Here is a 16,981-nt window from a genome sequence, read left to right as displayed (position 1 = left end):
TCATTCCTGACGGTTGGCCGCTTTTGCCCCGGCGGGGGCAGGCGTTGAGATTGCCAGCGCTGAAATTCGGCTCAGCATGTCCGGCATGGATAGGTTGCTCGAAATCGTGTTCGAGAGGTCGCTGGCCTTGCCATCGACAATCAGTTGAAGGCCGTCCGGCGTACCGGACAGCGTAACGGGCGCCGGTTCGGGATGGGCGCACCCCTTGGCGCAGCCGGAGATGTGGAGCCGCAGCGCGCCACCTTGCCAGCCGGGCAGGGCGGCAACCGCCCGGGCCAGTGCATGCGTATCGAAATGGGCGGATGCGCAGCCGGGCTGTCCGGGGCAGGCGGCAATGGAGGCGCGCGGGTCGTCACCTGACTGCATGAGGTTCGCGCCGGCCACGATGTTGCGGAGCTTGGGCAGGGCCAGTTCCTCCGCCATCAGCATCAGCGCGTGGCCGGGGGCGGGGCGGACCGCCTCGCATCCCGCTTCGATCACCGCCACCATCAGCGCGGCAAGGTCATCGGCACGCATCTGACCGAACGCCGGGCCACACCCCAGTGCTGCCTTGCCGTTGTTCAGCGCAAACCTGCCGAACGGCGATGTTTCAAGCACCACGCCACCCTGGTGGGGCGCGGCCTTGATGCCGGTGAGTTCGCGAACCTCGGAGGCGGTGAAATCCCGCCCCCGGAAGCGTGGTCCCTGTTTGGCCATGGCCGACAGCAGGGCGAGGGCAGCGTCAGGCGCTTCATCCCATGGCAGAAGGCCATGTGCCTTTTCCGGGGTCTCGGTCCCGCCGGTGGAAAGCAGCCATCCGCCCTGCGTGGCCTTGAGCCGGATATCGGCCAGAAGCCTGGCAAGCGACAGAGACCCGCCGCCATCGACGATCACGGCGGTCTTCGGCGCGAGGCGATCCAAAAGTCGCAGGCGGTCAGCCCTCATGCGAATGGCCTCTGCCAGCGGGCGTGGGTCGGTTACTTCCTGCAGATCAAGCCCGGCCAGAGGTCCGGTATCGACCGCGAGGCCTGAACGCAACGGCAAGTCGAGCGTCCGAACCTCGGCCTCGAAGAGACGCGCCGTTTCGGCGCTCAGGCCCCGCGCCTGAAGATTGCCGCGTGCGGAAATGTCGATGAGCCCGTTTCCGAGGCGCAGGGCGGCATTGCAAAGCGAGATGATCGCCTCCGGCGCAACCGGTCCCGTCAGGGCGATACGTGACAGATAGCCATCGCCGGTTTGCATCGGTGCGGAAAGCGAGGGACAGGCCCCGCGCCGCATGGTTTCCAGAAGAGGGGCCGTCATCGCGAATGCGCCTCCGAGGCGTTGCACAGAAGGGATTCCAGCAGGCTGTCCACGCTGTTGCGGCGCGGTTGCCAGAGATTGCGGCGGCGGGCGGAGAGAAAGCGTTCGGCCATGGCGCGCGCGCCTTCGGGGTTTTGCTCCAGCAGAAACCGACGCACAGTGTCGTCTGCGAGATAAGCATCGAAGACCGCTTCGATGAGCGACGGAGGGACCGCTTCGGTGGTTTCGGCGAAGCCGACAAGCCGATCGACGGTTTCCACGAGTTCGGCAGCGCCACGCGGGCCATGGCGCATCTGGCCAGCAATGAAGCGCGGGTTGATGGCACGGGCCCGCACGATGCGGGTCACGGCTTCGCGCACGGAGCGGGCGCGGGGCCGGGCGGGATCCGTGGTGTCGAGTGCAATCACATCGGCCTTGCCACCAAGCCTTGCGACCGCTGCCGCAAAACCGCCAATGAAAGCCACATCCGCCGACCCGTCGAGAAGGTCGCGACCGGGGTCATCACCGGTGTGGACCAGAAGATCGGCGGCGCGCACGGCTTCGGCAAAAGCGCCGGGAACGGCCTCCGCTTCGGCAGTTTCTCCGAAAATGCGATGGCTCGCCATGGCCAGATAGGCGTCTGCCAGTTCGGTCCTGTCATGCCATGCGCCAGATGCGAGTTGCTCCTCGATACCCGCCCCGAAGGTGCCTGGCGCGGAACCGAAAAGGCGCGGTGGAATGCGCCCATCCCTGTGGGTGAGATCGGCCAGCGGATTGTCGCCCCCTGCATCCTCGCGCAGGGCCACGGTCCGGATCGTCGTGTCGAGAAGCGCGATCAACGGCGCGAACATGTCTCGAAAGAGGCCGGACATGCGAATGGTGACATCGACACGGGGCCGCCCCAACTGCGCCGGCGCGAGGACCTCGATACCGGAAACGCGGCCTGTTGCGGTATCCCACACCGGCTTCGCGCCCATCAGCGCCAGAGCATGGCCCACATCCTCGCCGCCATTGCGCAGCGAGGCGCTGCCCCAAAGATCCATGACCATAGCGCGAGGCCAGTCGCCGTGATCCTGAAGATGACGGCGCAGAACTTCATCGGCGGCAATCCTGCCCAGTTCGAAGGCGGTTGGCGTCGGCATGGTGCGCGGGTCGGCGGCATAGAGGTTACGCCCGGTGGGCAGGACATCCCGACGCCCGCGCGCAGGAGCGCCCGAAGGGCCGGGACGGACGCGCCGGCCATCAAGCGCTGCCATCAGCGCTTCGCCCTCGCTGCGGGCGCTTTCCAGACGATCAGGATCAGTTTCGTCGTGAGCCGCTTCGGCAAAGACATGCTGACCGTCCTTGAGCGAAAAATCCTTGAGGTCGCAGAGGTAGGCATCGATCCGCACAAGGGCCGCTTCGGGGTCATCAGCGTTGGAAACGCCGGCTTCGGCGGCCACACCGGTCTCGCACGCCGTTTCGACGATCAGTTTTGCCAGCCGGTCGCGGCGGTTGCGGTCAAGGCCCTCCGCCTGCGCATATTCATCCGCAAGATGTTCCAGACGTTGGTGTTCGGGGGAAAGCCCGGCTTCGATGAGAGGCGGCGGCAGATGACCGATGGTGACCGCGCCGATGCGTCGCTTGGCGACAGCGGCTTCTCCGGGATTTGAGACGATGAATGGATACACAACGGGCAGGCCACCCAGAACCGTTTCGGGAAAACAGGTGCCGGAAAGGGCCACCACCTTGCCGGGTAGCCATTCGATGGCTCCGTGCGCGCCGACATGGACAACGGCGTGGGCGGCCAGCGATTGCCTTATCCACTGGCCGAAGGCAATGAGGGCATGACGGGGAACGAGCACCGGATCATGATAGTCGGCGCGACGATCGGCCCGGCGACCCCGGTCGGGTGCAAGCGCCACCGTGATGCGGCCGAACCGGGCGGCGCGAAACCGGAAGTGACCGTTCTCGACCGCCTCATCCTGTTCCGGTGCCCCCCAGGCGGCCATAAGGGCTTCACCCGTTCCCGGGGGCAATGCATAGGCGGCGAGGGCAAGGGTTTCGCCCGTCTCCAGCCGGTCCAGCAGGGCCCGGGCGGTCGCGGGAATGTCGTCCACCACATACCCTCCGGCCTTGAGGCGCAGGAGCATGAGGCGCACGCTTTCCGGTACATCGAGGCCGACGGCATAGCCGCTGCGCCCCGGCGCTGAGGGGTAATCCGGGATGAGAATGACGATGTTGCGTTCATTGCGGGCGGTTGCGGCCAGACGTAGATGCGCCGCGATCCGCTCGGCCGTGGCCTCCACCCGGTCCGGTTCCGACCGGTTGCGAGCAAGACCGGCGGCGTCGGCCTCCTTGAAGGATAGGGTGCCGGCCAGAAGACGCCCGTCCAGCTCCGGCAAAACCACATGCATGGCAAGGTCGGCGGGGTTGAGACCGCGGCGGTTTTCCTGCCAGCCGCTGCGCGGCGTCGTTGCGATGATGACCTGAAAGACCGGGGCCTCGAAGTGATCGAAAAGCGTCATGCCCGCCTGGTCGGTACTGCTGGCAAAGGCGGTGGCGGTGACGATGGCCGCCGGTCGGATCACCTCGAAGGCCGAACGGGCGAAGGCGAGCGCCTCGGCATCCTTCAATCCGGAGACGAAAAGCGGCAGGGGCGCCAGACCACGCGCCGCGAGCGCGGCAAACAGGGCGTCGATGGGGGCCGCATCCTGCGCCAGAAGCATGGAGCGATAGAAGAGAAGCGGTATGCGCGGGCACGCTTCGCCGAAAGCGGCCAGCAGGGTTTCGAGCGCAACAGGCCCCACGCCCGGCTTATAGAACCCGGCCTTGGGAACGGGGCGGGCCACCTCCTCCGGCAGCGCGCCGCCGCAGGCCAGTGCCTTCAGAAACGAGGCCGCGTGTCGGAGATTGTCGGGCCCACCTTGGCGCAGGAAGGCGAGAAGAGCAGAGAGGGTCTCCGGTGCAACCGTCGAGGCGGCCTCAAGTCGCTCGTCGCGCTGGCTGCATTCACCGGGAAGAAAGGCCAGAAGAATGCCATTTTCCCGGGAGACGCGCGAAAGTTCGCCAACCCCATAGGACCATCGGTCGTGACCGCCAAGAATGCGGACAAGGATCACCTTTGCCCGCTGCGCCGTCTTGTCGATCCACATGTCGATCGAGAAAGGATGGCGCAAGTCCGCCAGTTGCGTCAGGCCGAGGTTCGGATTGCCATCGCCCCAGGCGGCGGCCATGCCTGAAAGATCGCTGGGAGAAAAGGACGCCACCAGCACATCCGCCACCGGCTGACGCAGGTCGAGCGGTTCGGCAAGATCATCGAGCGATGAGGATGTGCTGGCGAGAATATGCATGGGTGGCAGGCCTTACGCCGCGAGAAGTGCTGTGATCCTTTCGCGGTCGATGCCCTTTTCACCGATCACCACCAGACGGCTGGCGCGGGGTTCGCCATCGTTCCAAGGGCGGTCGAAATAATGGGTGACGCGAGTGCCGACAGCCTGAACCTGAAGCCGCATGGGTTTGCCTGCAACGGAGGCGAAGCCTTTGATGCGCAGCACATTTTCAGCGCCTGCGGTTTGTGCGATGCGGTTTGCCAGCGCTTCCGGATCGGCAATCTCGGCGATTTCGACAACGAAGCTGTCGAAATCATCATGGTCATGCTCTTCCTCATGGTCGTGATGGGTTCGCCGTTCATCGATCACATCCTCGACAGCAAGGCCGAGGCCGGTCAGAACCGCCGGATCGAGCCGACCGTTTTCCGCCGTGACGATCTTGACGGCGCGTGGCAGGTGTTCGCTGACCCGTGCCCGGGCGGCGTCGAGGGTGCGTGCGTCCAGCAGGTCTGCCTTGGTAAGGACGATGAGGTCGGCGCAGGCCACCTGATCCTCGAAGACTTCTTCGACCGGATCGTCGTGATCGAGCGCTTCCATGCCGGCGCGCTGTTCTTCCAGAGCTTCGTGGTCATGGGCAACGCGGCCTTCGGCGAGCGCGAGGCCATCCACCACGGCCACGACGCCATCCACGGTAACGCGCGCCTTCACGGTTGGCCACTGGAATGCCTTGACCAGCGGCTTGGGCAGGGCAAGGCCCGATGTCTCGATAAGGATATGATCGACCGGCGGCTGAAGGGCCAAAATCCGGTCGAGCGCGGGCAGGAAATCGTCCGCGACCGTGCAGCAGATGCAGCCGTTTGCCAGCTCTATTATGTTTTCGTCCGGGCAATTGGCCACGCCACAGGCCTTCAGCATTTCGCCGTCGATGCCGACATCGCCGAATTCATTGACCACGATGGCAATGCGCCGGTTACTCATGCTTTCAATGAGGTGGCGCAAGAGCGTCGTCTTCCCTGCGCCCAGAAAGCCGGTGATGACAGTAGCAGGCACGCGCTCGGCGTTGTGGATGGGCTGGTTCACGGAATATCCTCCTGATGGGAAAAGGGGGGGATGCGCGCCACAAGCGTGCGCTTCAGGGCTGCCGGGCGGTCGCGAAAAGGCAGAAGGCCGCGTTCGTCTTCCGCCAGCATGCGCGCCCCGCTGAGGAGATCACCCAGATCACCCGCGCCAAGGCCGCTGAAAACATAGGAAAAGCCATCCGGCCGCGACAGGGCGGCGGCGCAAGGGTTGGCGCATTGGGAAAGGCATGTCACGGCGCGGATCGCGGTTGTGCCATTACCCGCATAGTTCTCGCGCAGACGTGCGATCATTGACACGCCCAGACGTTCCGTGCCGTCGGCTGAACGGCAGGTCTTGCAGATGAAGAGAGTGGCCTTGTCGGCGTCCCAGCCCGTCTTCTCGCCCATGCGACCGTCCATCCTTTCGCCTTCCGGCTTGATACAGATGGGGTGCATGCGTCTGGCCAACGAAAGGCAAGACTGGATAAATCCTCCGGGGCACCCCGCCCGGTGGACATGGACTTTGGTTCGACGGCAGGTCTCCTGGCTTGCGGATCGAACGCCCCTTGACCGCCTTCCCGGTTTCCCAGTGGCTTGTGGTCGGGGCTTTCCGCCTACAGTTGCGGGGGCAGCCGCGGAATTGCCTCGAAAACAAGGCGCACCGCATTCCCTTTTTCGCCTCTGTTCCTTTCGGAACGAGGACCGTCATACCCTCAACTAGAAGCCTTGAACTCGTCTGTCAATCGGTGCGATATCGACATTGCGCGGCGCGGCAAACCTTATATAGTCGCGCCATCACCGGTGTCCGAAAGGACTGAAATGGGAACGCGGAAGGGTTTTATACCCTCAACCGCGGCTGCCCCCGCAACTGTGAACGGAGAGCGAAAGGCCTTGTTGCCACTGGGAAACCGGGAAGGCGGCCTTTCGTGCCTGATCCGCAAGCCAGGAGACCTGCCGGTGCAGGATGAACCACAAAAGCCCTCGGGTGGAGGGCAAGGGGCAAGAGCCATGACCCAATTTCGTGCCGCGATTGCGGCCTGCTTTCGACATCTCGATTCGGCCGGGTGGCAGCCATGAGCGTGCCTGATCTCGATGAGGCTCGTGCGGTCAGCCACCGCAGGAAGATGATTGCCCGTAAGGCCGTGCAGGACGCGGAAGTTGCTCAAAAGACCATCGAGAAGGGGCTTCTCATGGTCCATACCGGGCCGGGCAAGGGCAAATCCACCGCCGCTTTCGGGCTGGCCCTGCGCATGCTGGGCCATGGCAGGCGTGTCGGCGTCGTGCAATTCATCAAGGGCGCCTGGTCAACGGGCGAACAGGCCGCCCTGATGCAGGCGTTTCCAGATCGGGTAACGTGGAAAACCATGGGCGAAGGGTTCACCTGGGATGTTCAGGACTTGGCCCGCGATATCGCCGCAGCGCAGGCCGCGTGGAACGCCGCCGTCGAAATGATGGCCGATCCGACCATCTCCCTCGTCATTCTGGATGAACTGAACATCGCCCTTCGCTATGACTATCTGCCGCTCGATAGGGTGGTCGAAACGCTTGAGAACCGGCGGGAAGACCTCCATGTTGTCGTTACCGGTCGCAATGCCAAGCCGCGCCTGATCGAGGCTGCCGATCTGGTCACGGAAATGGGTCTTGAAAAGCATCACTTCAAGGCGGGCGTCAAGGCGCAGGCCGGCGTCGAGTTCTGATCATGACGGCGAAAAGCCTGATGTTTCAGGGGACCGGTTCGGATGTCGGCAAGTCGCTTCTGGTGGCTGGGCTGGCGCGGGCCTTTACGCTAAGGGGCCTGAAAGTTCTGCCCTTCAAGCCGCAGAACATGTCGAACAACGCTGCCGTAACTATCGAAGGCGGCGAGATCGGCCGGGCGCAGGCGCTTCAGGCGCGAGCTGCCCGCGCGCCCCTTTCGGTGCACATGAACCCGGTGCTTCTGAAACCGCAAAGCGATGTCGGTGCGCAGGTGGTGGTGCAGGGCAAGGTTGAGGGACGGGCTGAGGCCGCCGCATACCAGCGCTATCGGGCCCGGCTTCTGCCGCGTGTGCTGGAAAGCTTTTCCATCCTGAAAGAACAGGCCGATCTGGTGCTGGTCGAGGGAGCCGGCAGCGCCTCGGAAATCAACCTGCGTCACAATGACATTGCCAATATGGGCTTTGCCCGCGCCGCCGATGTGCCGGTGGTGGTGATCGGCGACATTGAGCGCGGCGGCGTTATTGCAAGCCTCGTCGGCACGAAGACGGTGGTCGATCCCGAAGACGCGGCGCTGATCAAAGCCTTCATCGTCAACCGTTTCCGGGGCGATCCGAGCCTCTTCGACAACGGCATGAAGATGATCGCGGAGGCGACCGGATGGCGGGCCATTGGCCTCCTGCCGCATTTTGCGGATGCGGTTCGCCTGCCTGCGGAGGATGCGCTGGGGCTTGCCGGCCCCGCCGAGGCAAGGCCCGGCGCGCGATTGCGCATTGCGGTTCCTGTTTTGCCGCATATTTCCAATTTCGACGATCTCGATCCGCTGGCTGCCGAACCGGATGTGGAACTTATCCGTGTGCGTCCGGGCGAAGTCATCCCGGGCGATTGCGGGCTTGTGCTTCTGGTGGGCTCCAAGGCGACGATCAGCGATCTTTCCGTGCTCAAGGCGGCTGGTTTTGATGTGGATATTCGAGCGCATCTGCGGCGAGGCGGGCACGTTCTGGGGCTTTGCGGCGGCTACCAGATGCTTGGTAAAAGCCTTGCCGACCCCGCGGGGATAGAAGGGGCGGCGGGTGCGGTGGAGGGGCTCGGTCTCCTCGATGTTTCCACAGTGCTATCAGGCGAAAAGCGGCTGGAAGAGGTGTTTGGCGAAAGCTTCGATGGCGTTTCGCTCAAGGGCTATGAAATGCATATGGGCGTCACTGATGGGGTCGATTGTGATCGCCCCTTTGCGACGATCAACGGCGTCCCGGAGGGAGCCCGTTCAGTCGACGGCCGCGTGACCGGCACCTATCTGCACGGGCTTTTTGCCGATGACGCCCAGCGCGCCGCATGGCTTTCCCGTCTGGGTGGAACCGCTTCCGGTTTCGATTACGAAGCCGGTGTCGAACACGTTCTCGACCGGCTGGCCGCCCATATGGAAACGCATCTCGATCTCGATGCCTTGCTCAGACTGGCGCGATAACAGCTTCGTTTTCCGCTCTCGCTCAGCCTGCGTCTTTTCACATCACGCCGGATTGGCAGTTGCGTGAATTGATCGGACATCACACAGCCGGGAGGCTGTGGTGCAATTTCCTGTCCACCAGGTGGACATTCCCCCGATCGCGCCTTCCAGACTTGGATAATCGTGTATGACATTTGCCAAGCGGCAAACGTACTCGGGGAGGAGTTATGGGAGCGAGCCAAGGGGTCAAGGAACTGGAGGAACTGGTGCATTCCGGCGATGTACCAGACATAAATGCAACGGGAATCGGTGCGCGTGTCGGCAACGGCGTTCTGTTGATTGCGACATTCTGCTTTCTCGCCGGAACGGGTGTCACGGTGATGGATGTGGCGCTTCGGGCATTGCTTGGCCGCAATCTTCCCGGTGCCATAGAAACGACGGCGCTGACCGTCGGGCTTGGAGCACTTTTGTCAATCCCGGCCTGCTATCTTTATCGTGGGCACGTAACGGCAAAACTGCTCTCGGAGATTGCACCGGGTCTGTTTGCCAAGCCGCTCGGACTGTTCGGAGCATTTTGCTCTTTGATGTTTGCGGTCCTGATGTTCGCGATTCTCGTCGTCAATCTGCGAGAAAAGATCGGTAGTCCCGAAACAACGTCCGATCTGCAACTGACCATGTGGATGCTTCTGGGCGTCATTACCGCCGTCAGTGGCGTGGGAGTCGTTGCGGCTCTTCGTGCGCTCTTTTCCTCAGGCGACACCTCAAAGGTTCTGGATAACTGAAATGACTGATCTTTCCTGGCTGACAGGAAACGCACTGCTGTTCGGCGGTGTCGGGTTCCTTTTGACTATCGCTCTGATTTTCCTTGAAGTACCGGTTGCAGTGGCGATGGGATTGGTCGCGCTTGCAGGTTGCTGGGCCGTGCTTGGGGTCGATGGCACGATTTCAATCGGCGCGACCACAACGTGGGATTCACTGACCAACTACACGATGTCGGTCCTGCCACTTTTCGTGCTAATGGGTAATCTCGCCTCGCATTCAGGTCTCTCGTCCCGCCTTTATGGCGCTATGCGCACCATGCTCGGCCATCGAAAGGGCGGCCTCGCTCTGGCGACGATCGGTGCTTCTGCGGGCTTCGGGATGATTTCCGGATCGTCGTTAGCGACGACAGCGACGATGGGGCGCATCGCTCTGCCGGAAATGGAAAACGCCGGCTACTCACGGAGCCTGGCAGCCGGTACCGTGGCCTCGGGCGGTACGCTTGGCATCCTCATTCCGCCTTCCACTATTCTTGTGATCTATGCCTTCCTATCCGGAGAGTCGATCAAGAACCTCTTGCTGGCGACGCTCGGGCCTATTGTTCTGGCGATCAGTCTTTACTGCCTTGCAGTCTACATTCCACTGGCGCTTGGCATTACCAAGGCACCTCACCAGGCAAGGTCCACCCGGGCGCAATACCGCCGCGCGCTTGCCGATCTGTTGCCACCGGTTGTCGTTTTCGCGGTCATCATGGGCGGCCTTTATCTTGGCGTCTTCACGGCCAACGAAACAGCTGCAATCGGTGTTGCGCTTGTGCTGGTCTACGGAATCGCTTCGCGGCGGTTGAGCATGAAGGGCTTCTTGTCCGCAGCCATCGAAACCTCGCTGACCTGCGGCGCCATCTACCTCGTGCTGATTGCCGCCAATCTTTTCAATTACTTCCTGACACTTTCCGGCCTGCCCTTCACCTTCACAGCGATGTTCGGGCCGATGTTGGAAAACCCGTTGCTCGTGATCCTGACGATGACGGCGATCTATCTGGTGCTCGGTACGCTGATGGATTCGCTTGCGATGCTGCTTCTGACCGTACCATTGTTTCTGCCTGTGGTGCAGGCTGCCGGCATCGATCCGATCTGGTTCGGCATCTATGCGGTGATGGTCGTGGAAATTGGTCTTATCACGCCTCCGGTCGGCATGAACCTCTTCGTGCTCAAGGCAACCCATCCCAGCATCCGGATGATTGAGTTGTGGCGCGGCGTCCTGCCTTTCGTACTCGCCGACCTCATCCGCATTTTCATCATCATCGCCCTGCCAGCCATCGTGGTCTGGCTACCCCACAACACGTTTTGAGTTTTCAAGGGAGGAAAACATGAAACTGATCCGCCAGCTTACCATTTCACTTGTCCTTTCCGGGATGGCCGTAGCCGTGGCCGAAGCCCGCGAAATGCGCGTCTCATCCTTCGAGCCACCGGTTGGCTTCTATTCGTCGAAGGTCCTGCAGCCGTGGATCGAAAAGATGAATGGGCAGCTTTCTGAAGCCAGCCGTTTCAAGCTTTATCCCGGCTCCATTCTCGGTGGTGCACCTGCCCAGGCTGAACTGGTCGCCAAGGGTGTGGCGGATGTGGCCCTCGTGGTGCCGAACTACACGCCGGGCATCTTCCCGCTTTCTTCGATCGTCGAACTGCCGGGCATCGCTCCGAATGCCAAGACGGGTGCGAATGTGATGACGACACTTTACGAGGAGGGAGCGCTCGCCACGGAATACAAGGATTACAAGGTGATCGCGCTATTCTCCACCGCGCCTTACCGTATCTTCACGAAGGATGAGGGTGCTCGTTCACCGGATGTTTTGAACGGTATGAAGGTGCGCACGCCGTCGCCTTTTATCTCGACCATGACTTCAATGCTGGGTGGAACGGGTGTCTCTATCCCCGCGCCGCAGGTTTATGAAAACCTCGAGCGTGGTGTTGTTGGCGGCGCAGTCTGGGCATCTGACGCCTACAAGACCTTCCGGCTCTACGAAGTCGCGCCGAAACTCACCTTGACCCGTATCACGGCGAGCCCGATGGCGATCCTCATGAACCGTAAGACCTATGAGGCTCTGCCGGAATCCGATCGCAAGGCGATCGACGAATTTTCGGGTCGTCCGGCTGCCGAGTGGATCGCTGGCGTGATCGAGGAATACGACGCGGCCGTTCAGGCCGAAATGCGCGCGAACCCGAAGGTTGAGGTCATCGATCTGACACCTGCCGAACAGCAGGCCTGGGAAGCTGCTCTCGCCAAGGCGCCTGACACCTGGGTTTCGGGCCTTGGCGATAAGGCCGATGCCGCCCGCAAGGCGATTGAACGTGCCAAGGCGCTCAACATCAACTGACCGGATGGTTCCGGGTCATTCGGTGGTCCGGAACCTTGTTCATCAGGCGGACAAGTGCCTTTCGGCACGGCTTCCTCCAACGCGAAAGAGGTTACACAATGGCGATTATCGCGCTCGGCTATCTTGGTATCCGTTCTGACCGTCTGGATGAATGGGCGGACTTTGCCGGTGGTCTTCTTGGGATGCAGAAGATCGATCGGGGCAGCACCGCGCTTGCCTTCCGCATGGACGATCAGGCGCAGCGACTTCTGGTTTCCAACGAGCCGGGCGACACGCTTGCTTTTATGGGCTGGCAGGTGGAGAGGCGCGCGGACCTTGAAGTATTTGCCGCTCGCCTGGAAAGGGCAGGCGTGCCGGTTCGCGCCGGGAGCCGGGAACTGTGCGATCGCCGTTTTGTCGGCTCGCTGATCTGGTTCGAGGACCCGGCAGGCAACCGCATCGAACTCTTTGCGGAGCCAATGCTGGCGACAGACCCGTTCGTGCCTGGACGACCCATCGACGGGTTCAAGACCGGACCCTATGGAATGGGGCACGCGGTGCTGCATGTCACGGCGATCGAGCGAATGTTGCCCTTCTACCGCGACGTTCTGGGTTTTCATGTCACGGATTATGGGCTCACGCCCTACCCACTCTATTTCTTCCACGTCAACGACCGACATCATTCCTTCGCGATGGTCGGCTCGGGCAAGGCGGGTTTCCATCATTTCATGGTCGAGTTCCAGAACCTCGACGATGTGGGGCAGGGGTTCGATCTCGCCCAGCAGCGCGACAACGGCGTCGCTTACACATTGGGGCGGCATACCAACGACTTCATGACCTCCTACTATGCCAACTCACCCTCCGGCTTCTTCGTGGAAAACGGCTGGGGCGGACGCATCATCGAGCAGGCGACCTGGGAACCGCACGAAACCTTCGATGGACCGAGTTTTTGGGGGCATGAGCGCCTTTATCTCACAGAAGAGGGCGGCCGTCGTCGCCTCCGCGAGATGCGGCTGGAGGCCGCCCGCAACGGGCGCCGAGCGCCACCGGTGGCAGATTGCCCGTGGCTCTATGGCGAATTGGCGCGTCAGGCATCCTGACACGCAACAAAAGACAAATGCGATGAGTGAAGACAGGGGAAGTAACATGACGACCCGAAACCACGACACCTGGGATGTCGCCATTATCGGCTACGGACCGACCGGTGCGACGCTTGCCAATCTGCTCGGCCAAAGCGGTCTGCGCGTGCTGGTGCTCGAGCGAGAGGCGGCGGCCTATCACCTGCCGCGCGCCGTGCATTTCGATGCCGAGGTCATGCGCGTATTCCAGACCATCGGCCTTGCCGATGAGGTCGAACCGACCACGATGTACCATCCTGGCATGCGGTTCGTGGACGCCGGAGGCAACCTGTTGCTCGATTGGCCGCGCCCGCTGGAGGCCGGGCCACAGGGCTGGAAAGCTGGCTATCGCTTTCACCAGCCGGATCTGGAGCGCATTCTGAGGGACGGGGTCGGTCGTTTCCCGAATGTCGATGTGCGCACCCGCTGCGAGGTTTTCGCCATCGAGGATCAGGGCTCGCATGTCGAACTGCGTTACGAGAACATGGCGCGGGGCAAGGTCGAGCGCGTTCAAGCTACCTATGTCGTCGGCTGTGATGGCGCTCGCTCGCTTGTCCGGCGCTACATCGAAACCGGCATGGAGGACTGCGGCTTCCATGAGCGTTGGCTGGTGATCGATCTCATCCTCAAGCAGCCTAAGCCTGAACTCGGCGATTTTTCCATCCAGTACTGCAATCCAGCACGGCCCGCCACTTATGTGCCGGTGCCCGGCATGCGTCGCCGTTGGGAAATCACCGTATTGCCGCACGAGGATTCCATTTCGATTGCCACGCCCGAGCGGGTCTGGGAACTGCTGGCCGACTGGATCACGCCCGACGAGGCGTTTCTGGAGCGAACTGCCGTCTACACCTTCCATTCCCTCATCGCCGACAAATGGCGTTCGGGGCGCTTGTTGCTCGCGGGCGATTCATGCCACCAGACGCCACCCTTCATGGGGCAGGGCATGTGCGCCGGCATTCGCGATGCCGTCAATCTTGGCTGGAAGCTGGCGTTCGCCGTCAAGGATGGCGATAGCGAAGCGCTGCTGGAGAGCTATGCCAGCGAGCGCCGTCCGAATGTGACAGAATATATCCGCACGGCCGTTCGCCTCGGCGGCCTCATCAATACCTGTGGCACCCAGGAAGCGCTCGCAACCGCCATGCGCTCTGAAGCGGGCGGGCCTGCCCTGATGAAGTCACTGACGGTTGGTCTGGGCGAGGGGCTCGGTTCCGGTCCACACGCCGGAATGCTGTTCCCGCAGCCGCGCCTCGGCAACGGCGCCCTGATGGACGACGTCATCGGTTATGCGCCTGTACTCATCATCGATGCCGACCAGAAAGCCACATTCGACGCGCCAGCCGGGCTCACAGTGCTGACGACTGACGACCTGGCGGACGGCAAGGCGCTTCTTAATACTTACGATGCCGTTGCCATTCTTGTCCGGCCCGACCGCTACATTCTCACAACTGCTCGCGATGCGGTCGATTTACCGAACATCATTCAGGCCGCGACCACCCTTTTCGGCCCACGCGGCCTAGCCCCGACCATGCCCAAACAGGAGAAGATCTCAGCATGAAACTTGCATCCTTCATCATCGGTGGAAAGCCCGGATACGGTCTCGTCAAGGATGACGGGATTGTCGATCTCACGCGTCGCTTTCCCGAGTGCGCCACGCTGCGTGACTTTCTTGCTGTCGGCCTTCAATCGAAGGCAGCCGCGCTGGCCGGGGAAGCCTCCGACTTCGGTCTCGATGCGATCACATTTGCGCCGACCATTCCGAATCCTGACAAGATTATCTGTGTTGGCCTCAACTATCATGCGCACGTCGAGGAAACCGGTCGCACGGTAACACCGAACCCGGTTCTGTTCGCCCGCTATGCCGGCAGCCAGATTGGACATGCCGAGCCACTCGTCAAGCCGCTTGAATCCGACGAGTTCGATTACGAAGGCGAACTGGCTGTCATCATCGGCAAGGAGGGGCGCCGGATTTCGGAGGACAAAGCACTGGACTACGTGGCTGGATATGCCTGCTACAACGACGGTTCGGTGCGCGACTGGCAGAAGCATACCGCCCAGTTCATGCCCGGCAAGACCTTCGCTGGAACCGGTGCCTTTGGCCCGTGGATGGTGACGTCGGACGAAATCGCTGATCCAACGAAACTTCGCCTTGTAACGCGCCTCAACGGTCACGTCATGCAGGATACCACAACGGATCTGCTGATCACCTCCATCCCGCGTCTGATAGCTTACTGCTCGACGATCCTGCCGCTGCTGCCGGGCGATGTGATCGTGTCCGGCACGCCGGGCGGTGTTGGTGCGCGCCGCACGCCGCCGGTCTGGATGAAGGATGGTGATGTCTGCGAGGTGGAAATCTCCGGTATCGGCATCCTGCGCAATCCTGTTGTTGCCGAACGCTGAGCTTGGGAAGCCCGGTCTCTCGGCCGGGCCTATCCCCTTTGCCATGCCGCGGGGTTATGGCATGACTTTCGCCATGAAACAGATATCCAGTTCACCGCCATCCGGGACAGGCGAAAGCGGTGTCCGCGCTCTTGTCCGCGGGCTTGCCGTTCTTCGTCATGTCAACATGGCTGGTGAGGCGCGCCCTGCCGAAATCGCCAAGGCCCTCGATATTCCGCGCCCGACTGTCTATCGTCTTCTCCAGACGCTGGAAGAGGAGGGCTATGTCGTCTTCTCTGCCTCCAACAACCGTGTTCGTGTAACGCGTTTGGCTGCCAGTCTGGGGGATGGCACGGCAACGACCTCGCTATTGTGCCAGGCAGCCGGTCCACTGTTTTCACAGTATGCACGGAAGGTCATCTGGCCGCTCGATCTCAGCGTCTATGACAATGCTGCGATGGTCATTCAGGAAACGACACATGGGCGCAGCCCGCTCTCCATAGATCGCGGGATGACCGGGTACCGCCTGCCGGTCCTGCGCACCTCATCCGGCAGGGCCTACCTTGCCTTCGTGGCAGATGAGGAGCGCGAACTGATCCTGCGTCATATCGAGAATCTCGGATTGCCCGAAGATAAGCCTTTCCTTGATCGCGCCTATCTCGCCAGCCTTCTGGTCGAGGCGCGCGCCAAGGGCTATGCTACCCGCGAGGCGGGTGAGTTCAGGCCGCATACATCATCGATTGCCGTGCCGGTTCGGATTGAGGAAACAACTGTTGCCTGCCTTTCCATGATCTGGATCCGCTCGGCCATGTCGATCCGTGAAGCCGCCCGATATGTCGAGATCCTGCAGGAGATTGCGACACGGATCGCAGGCAATGCCAAGCCCGGAGCCGGGGAAGGTTAAGTTCGATCAAGCGGCCTTTCCGCCAGTTCCCGCTGAATTGCTTCATCGACTGGTGTCTCGAAGCTGTTTACGATGAAGCCGAGCGTCGTGTAGAAGCCAACCGTCGCGATCACATCGAACAGGCCTTCCCTGCCAACAAGGCCGGTAACGGTTGCTATCGTTTCCGGTGCCAGGCTCTTGTTGAGCATCAGTTCATCGACGGCGCGTGAGAGCGTTGCGTCGTCCCGCTCCATCTGCTCGGGCGGGCCGGCAATGGATGCAATCCGGGCATCATCCATACCGCAGGCACGCGCTCGGCTGACATGATGCGCCCACTCATAGGGCGCGTTCATCTGATGCCCAGTCCGCAGGATGACGACTTCGCTGAATTGAGCACCCAGAGCATTTTTCACGACGATGTGGTCACGCAGGGGTGCCCAGGCATTCAGGAGGCGTGGGTGATGTGCCATCGTTCTGTAAACATTGAGGCGGCCGGCGAACCCGTCCTTCAGTTGCTCTGCTTCCTGTGGCCATGCGGCATCGGTTATCGGGGGAAAGGTGACGGGATTTGCTGTCATCAGGCGTTTCCTCAATGGGGAGCGTCAGCTCCGCCGCGCTGTGTGGCGGGAGTGTTCTGGTTTCAGCAGATCATGGCAAAAGGGCACTGTCGAGAATATCAATAAATGGATTTGTCGTTATCGGTCTTCGGAAACGGCAAACCAAAACC

14 protein-coding genes and 2 riboswitches are annotated in these 16,981 nt (G+C 61.8%); of the genes, 9 read left to right on the top strand and 5 right to left on the bottom strand.

Annotated elements, in window-relative coordinates:
- Genes cobG through GGQ66_RS15130 form a run of 4 tightly spaced genes read right to left on the bottom strand, consistent with a single transcriptional unit; the run spans position 1 to position 6,085 of the window.
- Positions 1-1,281: a precorrin-3B synthase gene (cobG, locus tag GGQ66_RS15145; protein WP_183793565.1), complete on the bottom strand. Its 1,281-nt coding sequence runs from the start codon at positions 1,279-1,281 to the stop codon at positions 1-3.
- A complete protein-coding gene (gene cobN, locus GGQ66_RS15140) occupies positions 1,278-4,592 on the bottom strand; it encodes a cobaltochelatase subunit CobN (protein ID WP_183793564.1) in 3,315 nt (1,104 codons plus the stop codon). Before cobN ends, cobG begins: the two co-directional genes overlap by 4 nt.
- A gap of 12 nt (positions 4,593-4,604) precedes the next feature.
- A complete protein-coding gene (gene cobW / locus GGQ66_RS15135) occupies positions 4,605-5,651 on the bottom strand; it encodes a cobalamin biosynthesis protein CobW (protein ID WP_370686357.1) in 1,047 nt (348 codons plus the stop codon).
- Complete coding sequence (locus GGQ66_RS15130; protein WP_183793563.1) at positions 5,648-6,085, bottom strand: DUF1636 family protein; 438 nt, start codon at positions 6,083-6,085, stop codon at positions 5,648-5,650. Before GGQ66_RS15130 ends, cobW begins: the two co-directional genes overlap by 4 nt.
- 60 nt (positions 6,086-6,145) lie before the next feature.
- A riboswitch (cobalamin riboswitch) is annotated at positions 6,146-6,351 on the bottom strand.
- A 60-nt stretch (positions 6,352-6,411) separates the two neighbouring features.
- Positions 6,412-6,602, top strand: a riboswitch (cobalamin riboswitch).
- A gap of 100 nt (positions 6,603-6,702) precedes the next feature.
- Between GGQ66_RS15130 and cobO the strand changes: the two genes are divergently transcribed.
- The 9 genes from cobO to GGQ66_RS15085 all read left to right on the top strand — a co-directional run bounded on the left by cobO (position 6,703) and on the right by GGQ66_RS15085 (position 16,275).
- Positions 6,703-7,326 (top strand): cob(I)yrinic acid a,c-diamide adenosyltransferase, encoded by a 624-nt coding sequence (gene cobO / locus GGQ66_RS15125; protein ID WP_183793562.1) that lies wholly within the window; start codon positions 6,703-6,705, stop codon positions 7,324-7,326.
- Between the two features lie 2 nt (positions 7,327-7,328).
- Positions 7,329-8,786 (top strand): cobyric acid synthase, encoded by a 1,458-nt coding sequence (locus GGQ66_RS15120; protein WP_183793561.1) that lies wholly within the window; start codon positions 7,329-7,331, stop codon positions 8,784-8,786.
- 206 nt (positions 8,787-8,992) lie between these two features.
- A complete protein-coding gene (locus tag GGQ66_RS15115; protein ID WP_183793560.1) occupies positions 8,993-9,547 on the top strand; it encodes a TRAP transporter small permease in 555 nt (184 codons plus the stop codon).
- A 1-nt stretch (position 9,548) separates the two neighbouring features.
- Positions 9,549-10,874, top strand: coding sequence for a TRAP transporter large permease (locus tag GGQ66_RS15110; protein ID WP_183793559.1), 1,326 nt, complete (start codon positions 9,549-9,551; stop codon positions 10,872-10,874).
- A 19-nt stretch (positions 10,875-10,893) separates the two neighbouring features.
- Positions 10,894-11,898: a TRAP transporter substrate-binding protein gene (locus GGQ66_RS15105; RefSeq protein WP_183793558.1), complete on the top strand. Its 1,005-nt coding sequence runs from the start codon at positions 10,894-10,896 to the stop codon at positions 11,896-11,898.
- A 98-nt stretch (positions 11,899-11,996) separates the two neighbouring features.
- On the top strand, positions 11,997-12,977 hold the full coding sequence (locus GGQ66_RS15100; RefSeq protein ID WP_183793557.1) for a VOC family protein: 981 nt from the start codon (positions 11,997-11,999) through the stop codon (positions 12,975-12,977).
- Between the two features lie 46 nt (positions 12,978-13,023).
- Positions 13,024-14,550, top strand: coding sequence for a bifunctional 3-(3-hydroxy-phenyl)propionate/3-hydroxycinnamic acid hydroxylase MhpA (gene mhpA / locus GGQ66_RS15095; protein ID WP_183793556.1), 1,527 nt, complete (start codon positions 13,024-13,026; stop codon positions 14,548-14,550).
- The gene (locus GGQ66_RS15090) at positions 14,547-15,392 is read left to right on the top strand and encodes a fumarylacetoacetate hydrolase family protein (protein ID WP_183793555.1); all 846 of its coding nucleotides are present in this window, start codon (positions 14,547-14,549) and stop codon (positions 15,390-15,392) included. Before mhpA ends, GGQ66_RS15090 begins: the two co-directional genes overlap by 4 nt.
- A gap of 73 nt (positions 15,393-15,465) precedes the next feature.
- A complete protein-coding gene (locus GGQ66_RS15085) occupies positions 15,466-16,275 on the top strand; it encodes a DNA-binding transcriptional regulator (protein ID WP_183793554.1) in 810 nt (269 codons plus the stop codon).
- Here GGQ66_RS15085 and GGQ66_RS15080 read toward each other — a convergent pair.
- The gene (locus GGQ66_RS15080) at positions 16,272-16,832 is read right to left on the bottom strand and encodes a carboxymuconolactone decarboxylase family protein (protein ID WP_183793553.1); all 561 of its coding nucleotides are present in this window, start codon (positions 16,830-16,832) and stop codon (positions 16,272-16,274) included. The genes GGQ66_RS15085 and GGQ66_RS15080 overlap by 4 nt on opposite strands.
- Positions 16,833-16,981: the final 149 nt, after the last annotated feature.

Source organism: Allorhizobium borbori (genome assembly GCF_014196535.1).
In the GTDB taxonomy this organism is placed as follows: Bacteria; Pseudomonadota; Alphaproteobacteria; order Rhizobiales; family Rhizobiaceae; genus Ectorhizobium; species Ectorhizobium borbori.
Note: the sequence above shows the minus strand (reverse complement) of the source record. Positions and strands in the feature narration are given on the sequence as shown.